We start from the raw sequence: 17832 nt of genomic DNA on the forward strand, positions 1-17832 counted from the left end.
ACCGCCGCGGGGTCGCCGCCGCTACCGGGAGTGCTGTGCCGCGCGCATCGCCGCGCCCACGATGCCGGCGTTGTTCTGGAGCTGCGCGGGGACGATCTCCGCCTTGATGCCCTGGATCAGCGGCAGGAACTTCTCGGACTTGCGGCTGACGCCGCCGCCGATGATGAACAGTTCCGGCGAGAAGAGCATCTCCACATGGGCGAGGTACTTGGTGACCCGGCGCGACCAGTGCTCCCAGGTCAGCTCGTGGTCGTCCTTGGCCTTGGTGGATGCCTTCTTCTCGGCGTCGTGGCCGTTGAGCTCCAGATGGCCGAGCTCGGTGTTCGGGACGAGCTCGCCGTCCGTGAAGAGGGCGCTGCCGATGCCGGTGCCGAAGGTCAGCAGGATGACCGTGCCCCGACGGCCCTTGCCCGCGCCGAACTCCATCTCGGCCACACCGGCCGCGTCCGCGTCGTTCAGCACGGTCACCGGCAGACCGCCGAGCCGCTCGCCGAGCAGCGCGCCCGCGTCGGTGTCGATCCAGGACTTGTCGACATTGGCCGCCGTACGGATGGTCGTGCCGCCGGTCACCACACCCGGGAACGTGATGCCGACGGGGCCCGTCCAGCCGAAGTGGTCGATGACGTCCTTGACACCGTCGGCCACCGCGTCGGGCGTCGCGGGCTGCGGGGTGAGCACCTTGCAGCGCTCCTCCGCCAGGTCCCCGCGGTCAAGGTCCACAGGGGCACCCTTGATCCCGGATCCGCCAATGTCCACACCGAAGATCTTCATGGCCCTACGTTACGTCGTACGGCTGACCGTCACTTCCCGGACGGACCACCCGTGCGTGCCTCCACCAGAGCGGCGGCCTCGGCGCGCAGGTCACGGCGCAGCTCCTTGGGGAGCGAGAAGGTGATGGACTCCTCGGCGGCCTTGACGATCTCCACGTCCTCGAAGCCGTGCCCGGACAGGTACTCCAGGACCTGCTCGACGAGCACCTCGGGGACGGAGGCGCCGGAGGTGACACCGACCGTGTTCACGCCCTCCAGCCAGGCCTCGTCGATCTCGTCGGCGAAGTCGACCAGGTGGGCGGCGCGGGCGCCGGCCAGCTTGGCGACCTCGACGAGCCGCACCGAGTTGGAGGAGTTGCGCGATCCGACCACGATGACCAGGTCGGCCTCGGCGCCCATCTGCTTCACGGCGAGCTGACGGTTCTGCGTTGCGTAGCAGATGTCGTCGCTCGGCGGGGAGATGAGCAGCGGGAACTTCTCCTTCAGGGCGTCGACCGTCTCCATCGTCTCGTCGACGGAGAGGGTGGTCTGGGAGAGCCAGACGACCCGGGAGGGGTCGCGGACCTCGACCTTGGCGACGTCCTCGGGGCCGTCGACCAGGGTGATGTGGTCGGGTGCCTCGCCGGAGGTGCCGATGACCTCCTCGTGGCCCTCGTGGCCGATGAGGAGGATGTCGAAGTCCTCGTTCGCGAAGCGGACGGCTTCCTTGTGGACCTTGGTGACCAGCGGGCACGTGGCGTCGATGGTGGCGAGCTTGCCGGCGGCGGCCTCGTCGTGGACGACGGGGGACACGCCGTGCGCCGAGAACATGACGATGGACCCCTCGGGGACCTCCGCCGTCCGCTCGACGAAGATCGCGCCCTTCTTCTCCAGGGTCTGCACGACGTACTTGTTGTGGACGATCTCGTGACGGACGTAGATCGGGGCCCCGTACTGCTCCAGGGCCTTCTCGACGGCGATCACTGCGCGGTCCACGCCCGCGCAGTAGCCACGGGGGGCGGCGAGCAGGACACGGCGGCCAGGAGAAGCGGTCATGCCCCCCATCGTAAGGCCGCGCCCGGCGGGTCGGGGATCGCCTCCTCGGGGACACTGTGGGGAGCCGGGGGCGGGACCAGGCGATTCCCGGGAGGCACGATGTCCGAGGCGCGGACCGGCGCCGGCACGGATCCGGCGGAGCGGGAGCTGCGGCGCAGCCTCGGCTTCCGGGACCTGGTCGTCTACGGGCTGCTGTTCATCGCCCCGATGGCGCCGGTCGGGGTCTTCGGGACGCTCGACGCGAGGTCCCACGGCGCGGTCGCCCTGGTCTACCTGGTCGCGACGGCCGCCATGGCGTTCACCGCGTTCAGCTACGCCCAGATGGTCCGGGTGGTCCCGCAGGCGGGGTCGGTGTTCGCCTACGCGCGCGCGGGGCTCGGCCGGGAGGCCGGGTTCGTCGCGGGGTGGATGGTGATGCTCGACTATCTGCTGATTCCCGCGGTGGCCTATCTGTTCTCCGGGATCGCGATGAACTCGCTGGTCCCGGAGGTCTCCCGGTGGGTGTGGACCACGCTGGCCGTCGTCGTGACGACGTTCCTCAACCTCTACGGGGTCCGTACGGCCGCGCGCGTCGGTTTCCTGGTCCTCGCGACGGAGGTCGTGGTCCTCGCCGTGTTCGCGGTGTCGGCGGCCGTGGTGCTGGCCCGCGACAGCGCGCAGCGCGGCTGGCTGTCCCCGCTGACGGGTGACGGCACCCAGGGCGCGTTCGCGCTCTCGGCGGTGATCGGCGCCGTGTCGGTCGCCGTCCTGTCCTTCCTGGGCTTCGACGCGATCGCCTCCTTCGCCGAGGAGGTCACGGGCGGTTCGGAGAAGGTGGCCCGCGCGGTGCTGTTCTGTCTGGCGCTGGCGGGTGTGCTGTTCGTGGCGCAGACGTATCTGGCGGCGCTGCTGGAGCCGTTGCCGTCCGCGCGTCTCGCCGCCGACCCCGCGCTCCAGGGGCCGGCCTTCTACGACGCCGTGGACGCCTCGGTCGGCCCGTGGCTGCACGATCTGGTGGCCGTGAGCAAGGCGGTGGGAGCGGCCTTCGCCGCGCTGGCCGGGCAGGCCGCGGCCGGGCGGATCGTCTTCGCGATGGCCCGCGACGGGCGGCTGCCGGGGGCGCTGGCGCGGACGCGCTCCGGGGTGCCGCGGGCGGCCCTGCTGTGCGCGGCCGTGATCACGCTGGTCGCGGCGGTCTGGGCGGCGCGGCGCGACGACGGCCTGGACAAGCTGGTCTCGGTGGTCGACATCGGCGCGCTGACCGCCTTCACGCTGCTGCACGCCTCGGTGGTGGGCTGGTTCGCCGTACGGCGCCGCGGCGGGCCCGTGGTGTGGTGGCGGCACGTCCTGATGCCGGTGCTCGGGGCCGCGATCACCATCGCGGTGATCACCGAGGCCTCGACGACGGCCCAGGTCACGGGCCTGATCTGGCTGACGACGGGCCTGACGATCCTGCTGGCCCAGCGGAGGCGGACGGGGGCGGCGGGGTAGTACGCGCCGGGGGCGGGGTGTGCGGGGCCGCCCGGGAGCCGGGGCCGCCGGTGGCATCGACCTCAGGAGCCGGGGCGTACCGGAGCGGTGAGCGGTGCTCGCCCCCGAGCCGGGGCGTGGCGGGGCCCATGAGTGTGCTCGCCCGCGCGCCGGGGTGTGCCGGGGCCATGTGTGGCACCCGCCCAGGAGCCGGGGCGTACCGGGGCCGCCGGTGGCATCGGCCCCAGGAGCCGGGGCGTACCGGGGCGGTGAGCGGTGCTCGCCCGCGAGCCGGGGCGGTGAGCGGTGCTCGCCCGCGAGCCGGGGCGGTGAGCGGTGCTCGCCCGCGAGCCGGGCCCGCCGGTGATGCCCGCCGGCGCGCCGGGGCATACCGGGGCCCATGCGTGGGCGTCCGCACGGGAGCCGGGTGTTGTCGGTGGGGGCCACTACGCTCGGCGCATGGCTCTCAACACGTCCGCGGACGCCCCGCTGCCCGTCGGCGAGGTGTCGCGGCTCATCGGGGGATGGATCGACCGGCTCGGCGCGGTGTGGGTCGAGGGGCAGATCACCCAGTTGTCGCGGCGCCCCGGCGCGGGCGTCGTCTTCCTGACGCTGCGCGACCCCTCGCACGACATCTCGGTGGGCGTGACCTGCTACCGCCAGGTCTTCGACGCGGTCGCCGACGTGGTCAGCGAGGGGGCCCGCGTGGTGGTCCACGCCAAGCCCGAGTGGTACGCGCCACGCGGCCAGCTGTCCCTGCGGGCCGCCGAGATCAAGCCGGTGGGGGTCGGGGAACTGCTCGCCCGCCTCGAACAGCTGAAGAAGTCGCTGGCGGCCGAGGGACTGTTCGCGGCCGGCCGCAAGAAGCCGCTGCCGTTCCTGCCGCAGCTCGTGGGGCTGGTGTGCGGGCGCGCGTCGGCGGCCGAGCGTGACGTGCTGGAGAACGCCCGGCACCGCTGGCCCGCCGTCCGCTTCGAGGTCCGCAACGTCGCCGTGCAGGGCGTCCACGCCGTACCGCAGGTCGTCCGGGCGGTGCAGGAGCTGGACGCGCTCGACGAGGTCGACGTGATCGTCGTGGCGCGCGGCGGCGGCAGCGTGGAGGATCTGCTGCCGTTCTCCGACGAGCAGCTCGTCCGCGCGGTCGCGGCCTGCCGTACACCGGTCGTGTCGGCGATCGGGCACGAGCCGGACAGCCCGCTGCTCGACCTGGTGGCCGACCTGCGGGCCTCCACACCGACGGACGCCGCCAAGAAGGTGGTGCCGGACGTGGGCGAGGAGTACGAACGGGTGCGGCTGCTGCGGGACCGCGCGCGGCGCTGTGTGCGGACGCTCGTCGACCGCGAGGAGCGGGGCCTGGCGCACACGCTGGCCCGGCCCTCGATGGAGGATCCGCACCGGATGATCGACGAGCGGGCGGACCAGGTCTCGGCCCTGCTCGGCCGGGGCCGGCGCACCCTCGGGCATCTGCTGGACCGCGCGGACTCGGAGCTGACGCACACCCACGCGCGCGTGGTGGCCCTCTCCCCCGCGGCGACACTCCAGCGCGGGTACGCGGTGCTCCAGCGGGCCGACGGTCATGTGGTCAGGGACCCGGCGGAGGTGGCGGCGGACGAGACGCTGCGGGCGCGGGTCGCCGAGGGTGAATTCACTGTCCGAGTCGATGCATAGGGTGGGCGCATGACCAGCAAGGTGGACGAGGCGCTCGGGTACGAGCAGGCGCGGGACGAGCTGATCGAGGTCGTACGCCGTCTGGAGGCGGGCGGTACGACCCTGGAGGAGTCCCTGGCGCTCTGGGAGCGCGGCGAGGAGCTGGCCAAGGTGTGCCGGCGCTGGCTGGAGGGCGCGCGGGCCCGTCTGGACGCGGCTCTCGCCGAGGAGTCCCGGGCGGAGGAGACGGACACCGGGGCCGGGTCCGAGTGACGAGCGGCTCCGCGTAACCCCTGAGAACCACGGTGGCCGGCCCCGGCGGGGCCGGCCACCGCCGTGTCCCGGATGTACGCGTCTGTGAAGCGGATCACCACGCCCCGGTTTTGATTGAACTTTAAACCTCTTCGGCGTACTGTCGTACTCGCCAACAGATCCCCCCGGATCCACCGCACATACCGAGAAGGTTCTTCATGTCTCTCGTCCTTGACCCCACCGCTCAGGACCTGCTGTTCCGCGAGGCCCGCACCGCGAACACCTTCACCGACGAGCCGGTGACCGACGAGCAGGTTCAGGCGATCTACGACCTGGTCAAGTTCGGCCCGACCGCCTTCAACCAGTCGCCGCTGCGCATCACGCTGGTCCGCTCCCCCGAGGCCCGTGAGCGCCTGGTGCAGCACCTCGCCGAGGGCAACCGCGCGAAGACCGCCGCCGCCCCGCTGGTCGCGATCCTCTCCGCGGACAACGAGTTCCACGAGGAACTGCCGGCACTCCTCCCCCACTTCCCCGCCGCCAAGGACATGTTCTTCTCCGAGCGCCCGGTCCGTGAGGGTTCCGCCGCGATGAACGCCGCCCTCCAGGCCGCGTACTTCATCATCGGTGTCCGCGCCGCCGGCCTCGCCGCCGGCCCGATGACCGGTGCCGACCTCGCCGGGGTCCAGAAGGAGTTCCTGGACGACGACCACACCCCGCTGATGATCGTCAACATCGGCAAGCCGGGCGAGGACGCCTGGTTCCAGCGTTCCCCCCGCCTGGACGCCGACCAGGTCATCACGACCGTCTGACCGACGGCACCAGCGAACGAGGAAGGGCCCCCGGCACGCCGCCGGGGGCCCTTCTCCATGCCTTGGGTGTTCCGCGCGGGCGCACCCGGCGCCGTCACGAGGTCTTCAGGGCCTCGGCCATCTTCACCAGCGTGCCGAACGATCCCGTGCCGGTCACCACCGTCGTGGAGCCCTTGCCCTCCAGGACGAGCGCGTCGTAGTGATCGCCCTCGTAGCGCTGCCAGGTCCGGTCGCCGATGCGCTCGGTGGCCTTCGTCTGCTGCGCGCCCTGGCTCGCCGCGTCGATGAACACGGCCGGCCGCTGAGTCGACTGCTCGACCGCCACGTACTGACCGTCGGGGGCCTGGAAACCCAGATGCCAGGCGTCGAACTCGCTGCCGTCGTAGCGCACCGAGGTCGCCTTCCACGCCGAGGACAGCCCCTCGGGCGCCGCTACGGGATAGCTCGCCGCGCGGCGAGCCGTCAGCAGCTCGACGCGGTAGTCGACCCGCTTGATATCGGGCTTGGAGTCGTCATGGGGGATGAAGATGTAGATGACGCCCGCCATGAGCCCGATGAGGCCCAGGGAAAGAATCATGTCCCGGACCGACTGCTTGCCTTTCATACCTGCCACGCACCTATCGTCGCAGGTGCCCTGGTCTGCTCATCCGTGGGGCCCCCTGCTCATTTTGTAAGCCTGGCGATAGAGTCGGGGCATCACCCTCATCCGGCCGTCGTCGTATCAGAAAGGTGCGTGTCGATGACCGAGCATCATCTGCCCTCCGAACTCGAAGTGCCGTCGGAAGCTCCCGACCGCAACCTCGCCCTCGAACTCGTCCGGGTCACCGAGGCCGCCGCGATGGCCGCGGGCCGCTGGGTGGGCCGCGGCGACAAGAACGGCGCCGACGGCGCCGCCGTCCGGGCCATGCGCACCCTCGTCTCCACCGTCTCGATGAACGGCGTCGTCGTCATCGGCGAGGGGGAGAAGGACGAGGCCCCGATGCTCTTCAACGGGGAGCGCGTGGGCGACGGGACCGGTCCCGAGTGCGACATCGCCGTCGACCCGATCGACGGGACCACGCTCACCGCCAAGGGCATGACGAACGCCATCGCCGTGCTCGCCGCCGCCGACCGCGGCACCATGTTCGACCCGTCCGCGGTCTTCTACATGGACAAGCTGGTCACCGGCCCGGAGGCCGCCGACTTCGTCGACATCAACGCGTCCGTGGCCGTGAACATCCGCCGGGTCGCCAAGGCCAAGCGTGTCACGCCCGAGGACGTCACGGTCGTCATCCTCGACCGGCCGCGCCACGACGGGATCATCAAGGAGATCCGGGAGACCGGCGCGCGCATCAAGCTGATCTCCGACGGCGATGTCGCGGGCTCCATCCTCGCGCTGCGCGAGGGCACCGGCATCGACCTGCTGCTCGGCATCGGCGGCACGCCCGAGGGCATCATCTCGGCCTGTGCCGTGAAGTGCCTCGGCGGCACCATCCAGGGCAAGCTGTGGCCGAAGGACGAGGAGGAGCGGCAGCGGGCGATCGACGCCGGGCACGACCTCGACCGCGTCCTGACCACGAACGACCTGGTCTCCGGCGACAACGTCTTCTTCGTCGCCACCGGCATCACCGACGGCGAACTCCTGCGCGGGGTGCGCTACCGCTCCGAGACCGCGACGACCGAGTCGATCGTGATGCGGTCCAAGTCGGGCACGGTCCGCCAGATCCGGTCGGAGCACCGGCTGAGCAAGCTGCGGGCGTACAGCGCGATCGACTTCGACCGCGCCAAGTAGAACCACCGCTCCGGCGCCCGCGAGGCGCGAGAAGGGGCGCCCCTTGTGCGGAGGGGCGCCCCTTTTTCCTGCCTCGCAACAGGTCGACGCCTCGTACGCCGCCGGGGCCGGCTCCTGCGCCGCCACGGGCCGGGCACTCGCGCGCCCGCCGGACGCGGAGTCCCGTACCGGCGCGGACAAGCCGACACGGGCCGGTGGGCGTTCGGGGGAAGGCGGGTCAGCCCGCCGCGGCTATCGTGCCGTGGGCGGCCTTCTTGAGCTCCAGGTCACGGCGGCGGCGCCGGGCGAGCACCACACGGCGCTCGGCGGCGGTCAGTCCGCCCCAGACGCCGTACGGCTCGGGTTGCAGCAACGCGTGCTCGCGGCACTCGACCATGACCGGGCAGCGGGCGCAGACGCGCTTGGCCGCCTCCTCACGGGAGAGCCGTGAGGCGGTCGGCTCCTTGGAGGGGGCGAAGAACAGGCCGGCCTCGTCACGCCTGCACACCGCCTCCGTGTGCCATGGCGCTTCCTGATCCCTGTCCCGCACGGGCGCCCGCTGGGCCGGAACAGCAGCTACCTGCAGGGACTGATGCGGCGGTTGCAGCACGGTCTACTCCTGACGACGGCTTCGCGAGCGTGCCGGGCACCGGGAAATTTCCGCGGCGCCCTCCAGGGGACGATGCAGCAAGCCCTACCCGCTGTGCGCGCGCCTATGCACTGCGTGCCGAAGCCCGGCCGTTCTCCCGCGTGATCGATCGTCCGCGCGGAGCCGCCGCATCCGCCGCCCGCATATTCACGAGCGTCAACGGTCGAGGTGCTTGCGCAAACTCCGGTCCAGCCGGTCCGCCACCCGCTCGTTCACCCGGCTCGTGACCCGCTCCAGGATGTCCGCGACGAGCTTGCCGCGCTTGGGCCTCGCCTCGACGTTGCCCAGGACCGCGAGACCGTCGATGTAGACCACGGGCGCGTCGGCGTCGCCCGAATCCAGCGTGTCCACCTCGAAGTTGCCGAGCACGCCGCCGCCGCTGCCGCGCAGCGAGACGTTCTCCGGGACGAAGATCTCGACGTTGCCGAAGACCGAGATCGCCTTGATCACGACCTGCTGGTACTCGAAGATCGCCTCGCTCAGGTCGATCTCGACGTTGCCGAAGACCGAGTACGCGTGGATGCGCCGCCCCGCCCGCCAGCGGCCCTTGCGGACGGCGGAGCTGAAGACCGCCACCACGTTCTCGTCGGCCTCGACCGGGACCGTGCCCTGGGCGGGACGGTTGGGCGCGGAGACGTACGCGGAGGACGCGCGGCCGGTGTGGGCGGCGGGCAGGTCCCGGACGAACCGGTCGAGCTCGCCGACCGTCTTGGTGGCCAGCACGCCCTCGACCCGCTCGGCGTGCTCCTCCGCGGTCAGCCGCCCCTCGGCGACGGCCTCGCGCAGGATGTCGGTGATCCGGTCGCGGTCGGCGTCGGAGGCGCGCAGCTCGGCCGGCTTCGCAGCCGTGGCGGCACTCGCGTCGGGGCTCTTTTGAAGGTCCACGGCAACAGCGTACCCAAACGCGATAGATCGCGACTACCCCTGTTCCGCCACCCGCCCGAAACCCGCCCTTCGGCGGTGACCGTCGGTCCGGTGTCCGAACTGAGCCTTACCTCACAGCCCCGGCGCCCGCGCCAGGTTCTACGCTGGTGGACGCTGCCGATGACGGCCGGCCTCCGGCGACGAGCCGAAGGGGTGCGCCCGAGGCGAGGCCCCGAAGCTGTCTGCCGAGTGAGGAATGGGCGAGATGCCTGAGTTCGCGTACACCGATCTGCTCCCCCAGGGAGAGGACACCACCCCGTACCGGCTGGTGACCTCCGAGGGTGTCTCCACCTTCGAGGCCGACGGGCGGACGTTCCTCAAGGTGGAGCCGGAGGCGCTGCGCAAGCTCGCCGCGGAGGCCATCCACGACATCCAGCACTACCTGCGCCCGGCGCACCTCTCCCAGCTGCGCCGCATCATCGACGACCCGGAGGCCTCGGCGAACGACAAGTTCGTCGCCCTGGACCTGCTGAAGAACGCGAACATCGCGGCCGCGGGCGTCCTGCCGATGTGCCAGGACACCGGCACGGCGATCGTCATGGGCAAGCGCGGCCAGAACGTGCTCACCGAGGGCGGCGACGAGGCCGCGCTCTCCCGCGGCATCTACGACGCGTACAAGAACCTGAACCTGCGCTATTCGCAGATGGCCCCGCTGACCATGTGGGACGAGAAGAACACGGGCTCGAACCTCCCGGCCCAGATCGAGCTGTACGCCACCGACGGCGGTGCCTACAAGTTCCTGTTCATGGCCAAGGGCGGCGGCTCGGCCAACAAGTCGTTCCTCTACCAGGAGACCAAGGCGGTCCTCAACGAGGGCTCCATGATGAAGTTCCTGGAGGAGAAGATCCGCTCGCTGGGGACGGCCGCCTGCCCGCCGTACCACCTGGCGATCGTCGTGGGCGGCACGTCCGCCGAGTACGCGCTGAAGACCGCGAAGTACGCCTCCGCGCACTACCTGGACGAGATCCCCTCCGAGGGCTCCGAGCTCGGCCACGGCTTCCGGGACAAGGAGCTGGAGGAGAAGGTCTTCGAGCTGACGCAGAAGATCGGCATCGGCGCGCAGTTCGGCGGCAAGTACTTCTGCCACGACGTGCGCGTGGTGCGCCTGCCCCGGCACGGCGCGTCCTGCCCGGTCGCGATCGCCGTGTCCTGCTCGGCCGACCGCCAGGCCGTCGCCAAGATCACCGCCGAGGGCGTTTTCCTGGAGCAGTTGGAGACGGACCCGGCGCGCTTCCTGCCGGAGACCACGGACGAGCACCTGGACGAGGCCGGTGACGTCGTGCGGATCGACCTGAACCAGCCGATGGACGACATCCTCGCCGAGCTGTCGAAGTACCCGGTCAAGACCCGTCTCTCGCTCTCCGGCCCGCTCGTCGTGGCGCGCGACATCGCGCACGCCAAGATCAAGGAGCGGCTGGACGCGGGCGAGGAGATGCCGCAGTACCTGAAGGACCACCCGGTGTACTACGCGGGCCCGGCCAAGACGCCCGAGGGCTACGCGTCCGGCTCCTTCGGCCCGACGACGGCAGGCCGCATGGACTCCTACGTCGAGCAGTTCCAGGCGGCGGGCGGCTCCAAGGTGATGCTCGCCAAGGGCAACCGCAGCAAGCAGGTCACGGACGCCTGCGGCACGCACGGCGGCTTCTACCTCGGCTCCATCGGCGGACCGGCCGCCCGGCTCGCCCAGGACTGCATCAAGAAGGTCGAGGTCGTCGAGTACGAGGAGCTCGGCATGGAGGCCGTCTGGAAGATCGAGGTCGAGGACTTCCCGGCGTTCGTCGTCGTCGACGACAAGGGCAACGACTTCTTCCAGGACCCCGCCCCCGCCCCGACCTTCACCACGATCCCGGTGCGGGGCCCGGGTCTGGCGTAGTACCCGCCGTACGGCGTCCACCTCGCGGGGTGGACGCCGTACGGGTGACGTGTGGCGGGCGGGAACACCGGCGGGCTCCGGGATGCTGTCCTCCATGGAGGTGTCACCCATGACGGATGGCCGGGGCGAAGGCGCGTACCGGATCGAGCACGACTCCATGGGCGAGGTGCGGGTGCCCGCGCACGCCAAGTGGCGGGCGCAGACCCAGCGTGCCGTGGAGAACTTCCCCGTGTCGGGGCAGCACCTGGAGCGGGCCCACATCGAGGCCCTCGCCCGGATCAAGGGGGCCGCCGCGAAGGTGAACGGCGAGCTGGGCGTGATCGGCGAAGAGGTCGCGGAGGCGATCCAGGAGGCGGCCGCGGAGGTCGCCGAGGGCCGCTGGGACGCGCACTTCCCGGTCGACGTGTTCCAGACGGGCTCGGGCACCTCGTCCAACATGAACGCCAACGAGGTCATCGCGACGCTGGCCGGCGAGCGGCTGGGCCGGGACGTCCACCCCAACGACGACGTGAACGCCTCGCAGTCGAGCAACGACGTGTTCCCGTCCTCGATCCACATCGCCGCGACCGCCGCCGTGACCCGTGACCTCGTGCCCGCGCTGGAGCACCTCGCCGCCTCGCTGGAGCGCAAGTCCCGGGAGTTCGCCGATGTGGTGAAGTCGGGGCGCACGCACCTGATGGACGCGACCCCGGTGACGCTCGGCCAGGAGTTCGGCGGCTACGCGGCCCAGGTCCGCTACGGCGTCGAACGGCTCCAGGCCTCGCTGCCGCGGCTGGCCGAACTCCCGCTCGGCGGAACGGCCGTGGGAACGGGGATCAACACCCCGCCCGGGTTCTCCGCCGCGGTGATCGCGGAGGTGGCGCGGTCGACCGGACTGCCGCTGACCGAGGCCCGCGACCACTTCGAGGCGCAGGGGGCGCGCGACGGGATCGTGGAGACCAGCGGTCAGCTGCGGACCGTCGCCGTGGGACTGACGAAGATCGCGAACGACCTGCGGTGGATGGCCTCCGGGCCGCGCACCGGACTGGCCGAGATCAGCCTCCCCGACCTCCAGCCGGGCTCCTCGATCATGCCGGGCAAGGTGAACCCGGTGATCCCCGAGGCGGTGCTGATGGTCGCCGCGCAGGTGACGGGCAACGACGCGACCGTCGCCGTCGCGGGCGCGGCCGGGAACTTCGAACTCAACGTGATGCTGCCGGTGATCGCCAAGAACGTCCTGGAGTCGGTGCGGCTGCTCGCGAACGTCTCACGGCTGCTGGCCGACCGCACGGTCGACGGGATCGTCGCCCACCGCGAACGGGCCCGCGAGTACGCGGAGTCCTCGCCGTCCGTGGTGACGCCGCTGAACAAGTACATCGGATACGAGGAGGCCGCCAGGGTCGCGAAGAAGGCGCTGGCGGAGCGCCGGACGATCCGGGCCGTGGTGCTGGACTCGGGGTACGTGGAGCGCGGGGACCTGACCGTCGAGCAGCTGGACGAGGCGCTGGATGTCCTGCGGATGACACACCCGTAACAGCGCGCGCACGAGGAGAAACGCCTGATGACGGCTCCGTAACAGCGGGTCGCCGTTGGCGCGAACCATGGCGCGAACCGCAGCGTCGTGTGCCCGGGGCACCTAATATCTGGTCATGGCAGAGGGTGGAGCGGTGAGACGAGCGGAAGCGGGCGGACGGACGGCGTTCTGGGAGCCCGGAAGCCAGATCCTGTGGCGGTACCGGGAGAACGCCGGGGAGCAGGTCCACATCTGCCGTCCGGTGACGGTCGCCCGGGACGACGCCGAACTGCTGGCGGTGTGGATGGCGCCGGGCACGGAGTGCGTCAAACCCGTGCTCGCCGACGGTTCTCCGGTGCACGCGGAGCCGCTGGAGTCGCGCTACACGAAGCCCCGCGCGGTGCGGCGCGGCCGCTGGTCGGGCACCGGCGTGCTGAAGCTGGCCCGGCCGGGCGAGCCCTGGTCGGTGTGGCTGTTCTGGGAACAGGGCTGGCGTTTCAAGAACTGGTACGTGAACCTGGAGGCTCCGCTGGCCCGCTGGGCGGGCGGAGTGGACTCCGAGGACCACTTCCTCGACATCTCGGTCCACCCGGACCGCAGTTGGCGCTGGCTGGACGAGGACGAATTCGCCATGGCGCAGCGGGCCGGTCTGATGGATGCTCAACTGGCGGCACAGGTGCGGGAAGCGGGGTGGTCGGCGGTGGAGGTGATCCGTGCCTGGGGTGCGCCGTTCTCGGACGGCTGGCAGCACTGGAGGCCCGATCCGGGCTGGCCGGTTCCCGTTCTGCCGGATGACTGGGACCGTACGCCCGCGCACGTGTCCTCATGAGACCCTTGATGCGCCCCCGTGGTACAACCGTAGGATCGTCTTCCGCAAGGGCGCACGGCAGAAACAACTCCCGCAGGATGAGCCGGGCTTGACCATATGTCACCGAGGGGCGGCAGGACGTGAGCGAGGGGTACGAGGCGTACGGCGGCGTGGCCGGCCGCAGACCGGTCGCAGCGCGCGCATCCGCCGCGCCGGCCGCAGGGGCCGGACGTCGCCGGGCGGGCGGGACCTCGCGGCCGCGCCCCGGGTTTTCGGCCACCGCCCCGCTGCCGGCAGGGGCCGTTTTCGGCCGTGGGCGAGCCGTACCGAGCCGGGCGGCGGCCGTGAGCGCCGTCGGTCCCGGCCCTGACGACACGCAGAATCCGTTCCCGGGGCACACATTCCGGGTATCGGGGCTGCGGGAAGAACTGCGCGCACGGCGCGCAGCCCCGGACGGACGGACTCGACACGCGTGACGGAGCACCCCACCTCGCACGAGCGCCGGCAGAGCGGCGCCGGCCCCGCGGACCCTCGCGGGGCGCTCCTGCGTACCTCGGAGCCGCCGTCCCAGCTGCCGGGTTCCGGCGCCTTACCGGTACAGGCCCGCACGGGCGACGCGCCCAGGGGTTCGGGTGCGTCCAAGCCGCGCGGCAAGCGCGGGAAGGCGGGCGGCCAGGTGCCCGGCGACGCCGGCATGTCCGCGTCCTCGGGCACGGATGCGCCGCCGCCCTCGCCGGCCCCCTCCGGCCGCGGGTCCGAGCACTCCCAGCCCTCGGCGACCGAGCCCGACACGCATCGCCCCCGGCCCGCGCCGGAGGGCATCCCGATCCAGCCGGACGCCGAGCAGGGCCGGTCCTCGCGGACCTCGGGCGGCAAGGAGCGCCGCACCGGGCAGGGTGTGCCGCACGGCGGTCCGATGCCGATGCGGCGGGACGGGGACCGGCTGCGCTTCGTGGGCGCCGCGACCCGGCGGATCGCCCGGGGCATCGACCTCGACGAGATCGTGATGGGGCTGTGCCGGGCGACCGTGCCGACGTTCTCCGACGCGATCCTCGTCTATCTGCGTGACCCGCTGCCGGTCGGCGACGAGCGGCCGACGGGTCCTCTCGTGCTGCGGCTGCGGCGTACGGACCGTATTCCGGAGGAGCGGGACACCGAGAGCGGTTTCCTGCCCGCGCTGCGGCCCGAGCCCAGTGAACTGTCGGCGCTGACGGCCGAGCTGTGCGAGGTGCGCCCGGGCGGCGCGCTCGCCGAGGTGCTGCGCGGGGTGCGGCCGGTGTTCGCGGACGCGCCCGCCGCCCGGGCCGCGCTGCCCGAGCTGCTCGGGGACGATCTGCCGGTGCCGAGCGGGCAGCGCGCGATCCTCGCCCCGCTGCGCGGCCGGCGCCGGGTGATCGGGGCCGCGCTGTTCCTGCGCCGGCCCGAGCGGCTCGCGTTCGAGGCGGACGACCTGCTGGTCGCGGCGCAGCTCGCCACGCACAGCGCGCTCGGCATCGACAAGGCGGTGCTGTACGGCCGTGAGGCGTACATCGCCGACGAGCTCCAGCGCACGATGCTGCCCGAGACGCTGCCGCGGCCCACGGGCGTGCGGCTGGCGTCCCGCTATCTGCCGGCCGCGGAGACGGCCCGGGTGGGCGGCGACTGGTATGACGCGATCCCGCTGCCGGGCAGCAGGGTGGCGCTGGTCGTCGGTGACGTGATGGGCCACTCCATGACGTCGGCGGCGATCATGGGCCAGCTGCGGACGACGGCGCAGACTCTCGCGGGCCTCGACCTGCCGCCGCAGGAGGTGCTGCACCATCTCGACGAGCAGGCGCAGCGGCTCGGCACCGACCGCATGGCGACCTGCCTGTACGCCGTCTACGACCCGGTGTCGCACCGGATCACGATCGCCAACGCGGGCCATCCGCCGCCGGTGCTGCTGCACCTGGGCGGGCGGGCCGAGGTGCTGCGGGTGCCTCCGGGCGCCCCGATCGGGGTGGGCGGGGTCGATTTCGAGGCGGTGGAGCTGGACGCGCCGGCCGGGGCGACGCTGCTGCTGTACACGGACGGTCTTGTCGAGTCGCGGCTGCGTGACGTCTGGACCGGGATAGAGCAGCTGCGGGAGAAGCTCGCGGCGGTCGCGGCGCTGACCGGACCGGATCATCCGCCGCCGCTGGAAGCGCTGTGCGACGAGGTGCTCGACATGCTCGGCCCGGGCGACCGGGACGACGACATCGCGCTGCTCGCCGCGCGCTTCGACGGGATCGCGCCGAGCGACGTCGCGTACTGGTTCCTGGAGCCGGAGGACGCGGCGCCCGGCCGGGCCCGGCGGCTGGCCCGTCGGGCGCTGGCCCGCTGGGGCATGGAGGACATGACCGACTCGGTGGAGCTGCTGGTCAGCGAGGTCGTGACGAACGCGGTGCGGTACGCCTCGCGGCCGGTGACGCTGCGGCTGCTGCGCACCGACGTGCTGCGCTGCGAGGTCGGCGACGACGTGCCCCAGCTGCCGCGGCTGCGGCAGGCGCGGGCCACGGACGAGGGCGGCCGCGGGCTGTTCCTGGTGAACCGGCTGGCGCGGCGGTGGGGGGCGACCCGGCTGAGCACGGGAAAGGTCGTCTGGTTCGAGTTGAACCGGAACTGACGGGGTACTCGTCCGGCCTCGCCCCGGCGGGCCGGTTCCCCGCGGTGTCCGGGCCGGTGCGGTGGCGCCCGCCAGCCCGGCGGGCCCGTGCCGCGCGGCGCCGTGCCGGTGTTCCCGTGTCCGCCGTCCCGGCCGTCACCGGGTCACGGTCCGTGTTGCCGACATGGTGTCGGCGGCGTTGACTGCTGGATGAGCGAGCGACCTGACGACCTCATCTCCGACGGGAGGACGCTTGTGACGCAGGCATCCCGGAACGCCCCGTACACCACGAACAACGCCGGCATCCCGGTGGAGAGCGACGAGCACTCGCTCACCGTCGGGCCCGACGGCCCGATCCTGCTCCAGGACCACTACCTCATCGAGAAGATGGCGCAGTTCAACCGTGAGCGGGTGCCCGAGCGGGTGGTGCACGCCAAGGGCAGCGGCGCGTACGGATTCTTCGAAGTGACCAACGACGTCAGCCAGTTCACCAGGGCCGACCTCTTCCAGCCGGGCCGGCGGACCGAGATGCTGGCGCGTTTCTCGACCGTCGCCGGTGAACAGGGGTCGCCCGACACCTGGCGCGACCCGCGCGGCTTCGCGCTGAAGTTCTACACCGAGCACGGCAATTACGACCTGGTGGGCAACAACACCCCCGTCTTCTTCGTCCGTGACACGATCAAGTTCCAGGACTTCATCCGCTCGCAGAAGCGCAGCCCGGTGACGGGGCTGCGCGACCACGACATGCAGTGGGACTTCTGGACCCTCTCCCCCGAGTCCGCGCACCAGGTGACCTGGCTGATGGGCGACCGGGGCGTCCCGAAGACGTACCGCCACATGAACGGCTACGGCTCCCACACCTATATGTGGATCAACGGCGGCGGTGAACGGTTCTGGGTCAAGTACCACTTCAAGACCGACCAGGGCGTCGAGTTCCTCACCCAGGCGGACGCCGACCGCCTCGCGGGGGAGGACGGGGACGCGCACCGTCGCGATCTGTACGGGTCGATCGCGTCCGGCCACGCGCCGAGCTGGACGCTGAAGGTCCAGATCATGCCGTTCGAGGACGCGGCGGACTACCGGTTCAACCCGTTCGACCTGACGAAGGTCTGGCCGCACGGGGACTACCCGCTGATCGACGTGGGCCGCATGGTCCTGGACCGCAATCCCGAGGACTACTTCGTCCACATCGAGCAGGCCGCCTTCGAGCCCTCGAACATGGTGCCCGGCATCGGGCCCTCGCCGGACAAGATGCTGCTGGGCCGGCTGTTCTCCTACCCCGACACCCATCGGCACCGCATCGGCCCCAACTACGCCCAGCTGCCGCCCAACAGGCCGCACTCCCCGGTGAACTCGTACGCCAAGGACGGCGCGATGCGCTACGAGCCGTCGCGGACGGCCCGCCCGTACGCGCCGAACTCCTACGGCGGGCCCGCGGCGGAGTACGAGGGCCGGTTCGGCGACCCGGCGGGCTGGCGGACCGCCGGTGAGCTGGTGCGCGAGGCGTACAAGCTCCACCGGGAGGACGACGACTGGGGCCAGGCGGGCACGATGGTCCGCCAGGTCCTTGACGACGCGGCCCGGGACCGGCTGGTGGACAACGTGAGCGGGCATCTGAAGGACGGTGTCAGCCGCCCGGTCCTCGAACGCGCCTTCCAGTACTGGCGGAACGTGGACAAGGAGACCGGCGACCGGATCGCGCGGAGCGTCGGAGAAGGCTGAGGACCCGGCGCCGGGGCCGCGGTGGCGGGACCGGGCCGGCGCCCCAGACG

General features: G+C 71.8%; 15 protein-coding genes. 10 read left to right on the top strand and 5 right to left on the bottom strand.

Annotated features, from left to right (window positions below; genetic code table 11):
* Nucleotides 1-21: 21 nt before the first annotated feature.
* Together ppgK and ACFWI4_RS18310 are read right to left on the bottom strand one after the other, a co-directional pair.
* Nucleotides 22-771 (bottom strand): polyphosphate--glucose phosphotransferase, encoded by a 750-nt coding sequence (gene ppgK, locus ACFWI4_RS18305; RefSeq protein WP_387197105.1) that lies wholly within the window; start codon nt 769-771, stop codon nt 22-24.
* 29 nt (nt 772-800) lie between these two features.
* Nucleotides 801-1814: a 4-hydroxy-3-methylbut-2-enyl diphosphate reductase gene (locus ACFWI4_RS18310; RefSeq protein ID WP_387197108.1), complete on the bottom strand. Its 1014-nt coding sequence runs from the start codon at nt 1812-1814 to the stop codon at nt 801-803.
* A 90-nt stretch (nt 1815-1904) separates the two neighbouring features.
* Between ACFWI4_RS18310 and ACFWI4_RS18315 the strand changes: the two genes are divergently transcribed.
* The 4 genes from ACFWI4_RS18315 to ACFWI4_RS18330 all read left to right on the top strand — a co-directional run bounded on the left by ACFWI4_RS18315 (nt 1905) and on the right by ACFWI4_RS18330 (nt 5962).
* On the top strand, nt 1905-3275 hold the full coding sequence (locus ACFWI4_RS18315; RefSeq protein WP_387197111.1) for an APC family permease: 1371 nt from the start codon (nt 1905-1907) through the stop codon (nt 3273-3275).
* Between the two features lie 438 nt (nt 3276-3713).
* On the top strand, nt 3714-4922 hold the full coding sequence (gene xseA / locus ACFWI4_RS18320; RefSeq protein WP_385402882.1) for an exodeoxyribonuclease VII large subunit: 1209 nt from the start codon (nt 3714-3716) through the stop codon (nt 4920-4922).
* A gap of 9 nt (nt 4923-4931) precedes the next feature.
* Nucleotides 4932-5174, top strand: a complete 243-nt coding sequence (locus tag ACFWI4_RS18325; RefSeq protein ID WP_385402885.1) for an exodeoxyribonuclease VII small subunit — start codon at nt 4932-4934, stop codon at nt 5172-5174.
* Between the two features lie 197 nt (nt 5175-5371).
* Nucleotides 5372-5962, top strand: coding sequence for a malonic semialdehyde reductase (locus tag ACFWI4_RS18330; protein WP_365734397.1), 591 nt, complete (start codon nt 5372-5374; stop codon nt 5960-5962).
* Between the two features lie 94 nt (nt 5963-6056).
* On the opposite strand, the gene ACFWI4_RS18335 is transcribed toward ACFWI4_RS18330, so the two are convergent.
* Entirely contained in the window at nt 6057-6575 is a 519-nt protein-coding gene (locus ACFWI4_RS18335; protein WP_387197116.1) for a DUF4245 domain-containing protein, read from the bottom strand.
* Nucleotides 6576-6701: 126 nt separating this feature from the next.
* Between ACFWI4_RS18335 and glpX the strand changes: the two genes are divergently transcribed.
* Nucleotides 6702-7733 (top strand): class II fructose-bisphosphatase, encoded by a 1032-nt coding sequence (gene glpX, locus ACFWI4_RS18340; RefSeq protein WP_385402890.1) that lies wholly within the window; start codon nt 6702-6704, stop codon nt 7731-7733.
* Between the two features lie 217 nt (nt 7734-7950).
* Here the strand turns inward: glpX and ACFWI4_RS18345 are convergent, their stop codons facing one another.
* Together ACFWI4_RS18345 and ACFWI4_RS18350 are read right to left on the bottom strand one after the other, a co-directional pair.
* Nucleotides 7951-8322, bottom strand: coding sequence for a WhiB family transcriptional regulator (locus ACFWI4_RS18345; protein WP_351858983.1), 372 nt, complete (start codon nt 8320-8322; stop codon nt 7951-7953).
* Between the two features lie 195 nt (nt 8323-8517).
* The gene (locus tag ACFWI4_RS18350; protein WP_387197119.1) at nt 8518-9246 is read right to left on the bottom strand and encodes a DUF1707 domain-containing protein; all 729 of its coding nucleotides are present in this window, start codon (nt 9244-9246) and stop codon (nt 8518-8520) included.
* Between the two features lie 244 nt (nt 9247-9490).
* Between ACFWI4_RS18350 and ACFWI4_RS18355 the strand changes: the two genes are divergently transcribed.
* The 5 genes from ACFWI4_RS18355 (at nt 9491) to ACFWI4_RS18375 (ending at nt 17782) form a co-directional block, all read left to right on the top strand.
* Complete coding sequence (locus tag ACFWI4_RS18355) at nt 9491-11158, top strand: fumarate hydratase (protein WP_385402896.1); 1668 nt, start codon at nt 9491-9493, stop codon at nt 11156-11158.
* 109 nt (nt 11159-11267) lie between these two features.
* Nucleotides 11268-12671, top strand: coding sequence for a class II fumarate hydratase (locus ACFWI4_RS18360; protein ID WP_387197122.1), 1404 nt, complete (start codon nt 11268-11270; stop codon nt 12669-12671).
* Between the two features lie 115 nt (nt 12672-12786).
* The gene (locus ACFWI4_RS18365; protein WP_387197125.1) at nt 12787-13479 is read left to right on the top strand and encodes a DUF402 domain-containing protein; all 693 of its coding nucleotides are present in this window, start codon (nt 12787-12789) and stop codon (nt 13477-13479) included.
* A gap of 451 nt (nt 13480-13930) precedes the next feature.
* Complete coding sequence (locus ACFWI4_RS18370) at nt 13931-16081, top strand: SpoIIE family protein phosphatase (protein ID WP_385402902.1); 2151 nt, start codon at nt 13931-13933, stop codon at nt 16079-16081.
* Between the two features lie 234 nt (nt 16082-16315).
* On the top strand, nt 16316-17782 hold the full coding sequence (locus ACFWI4_RS18375; RefSeq protein WP_387197129.1) for a catalase: 1467 nt from the start codon (nt 16316-16318) through the stop codon (nt 17780-17782).
* The last annotated feature ends 50 nt before the right edge of the window (nt 17783-17832 follow it).

The sequence above is a fragment of the Streptomyces sp. NPDC127038 genome, from assembly GCF_042725875.1.
Lineage (GTDB): Bacteria > Actinomycetota > Actinomycetes > Streptomycetales > Streptomycetaceae > Streptomyces.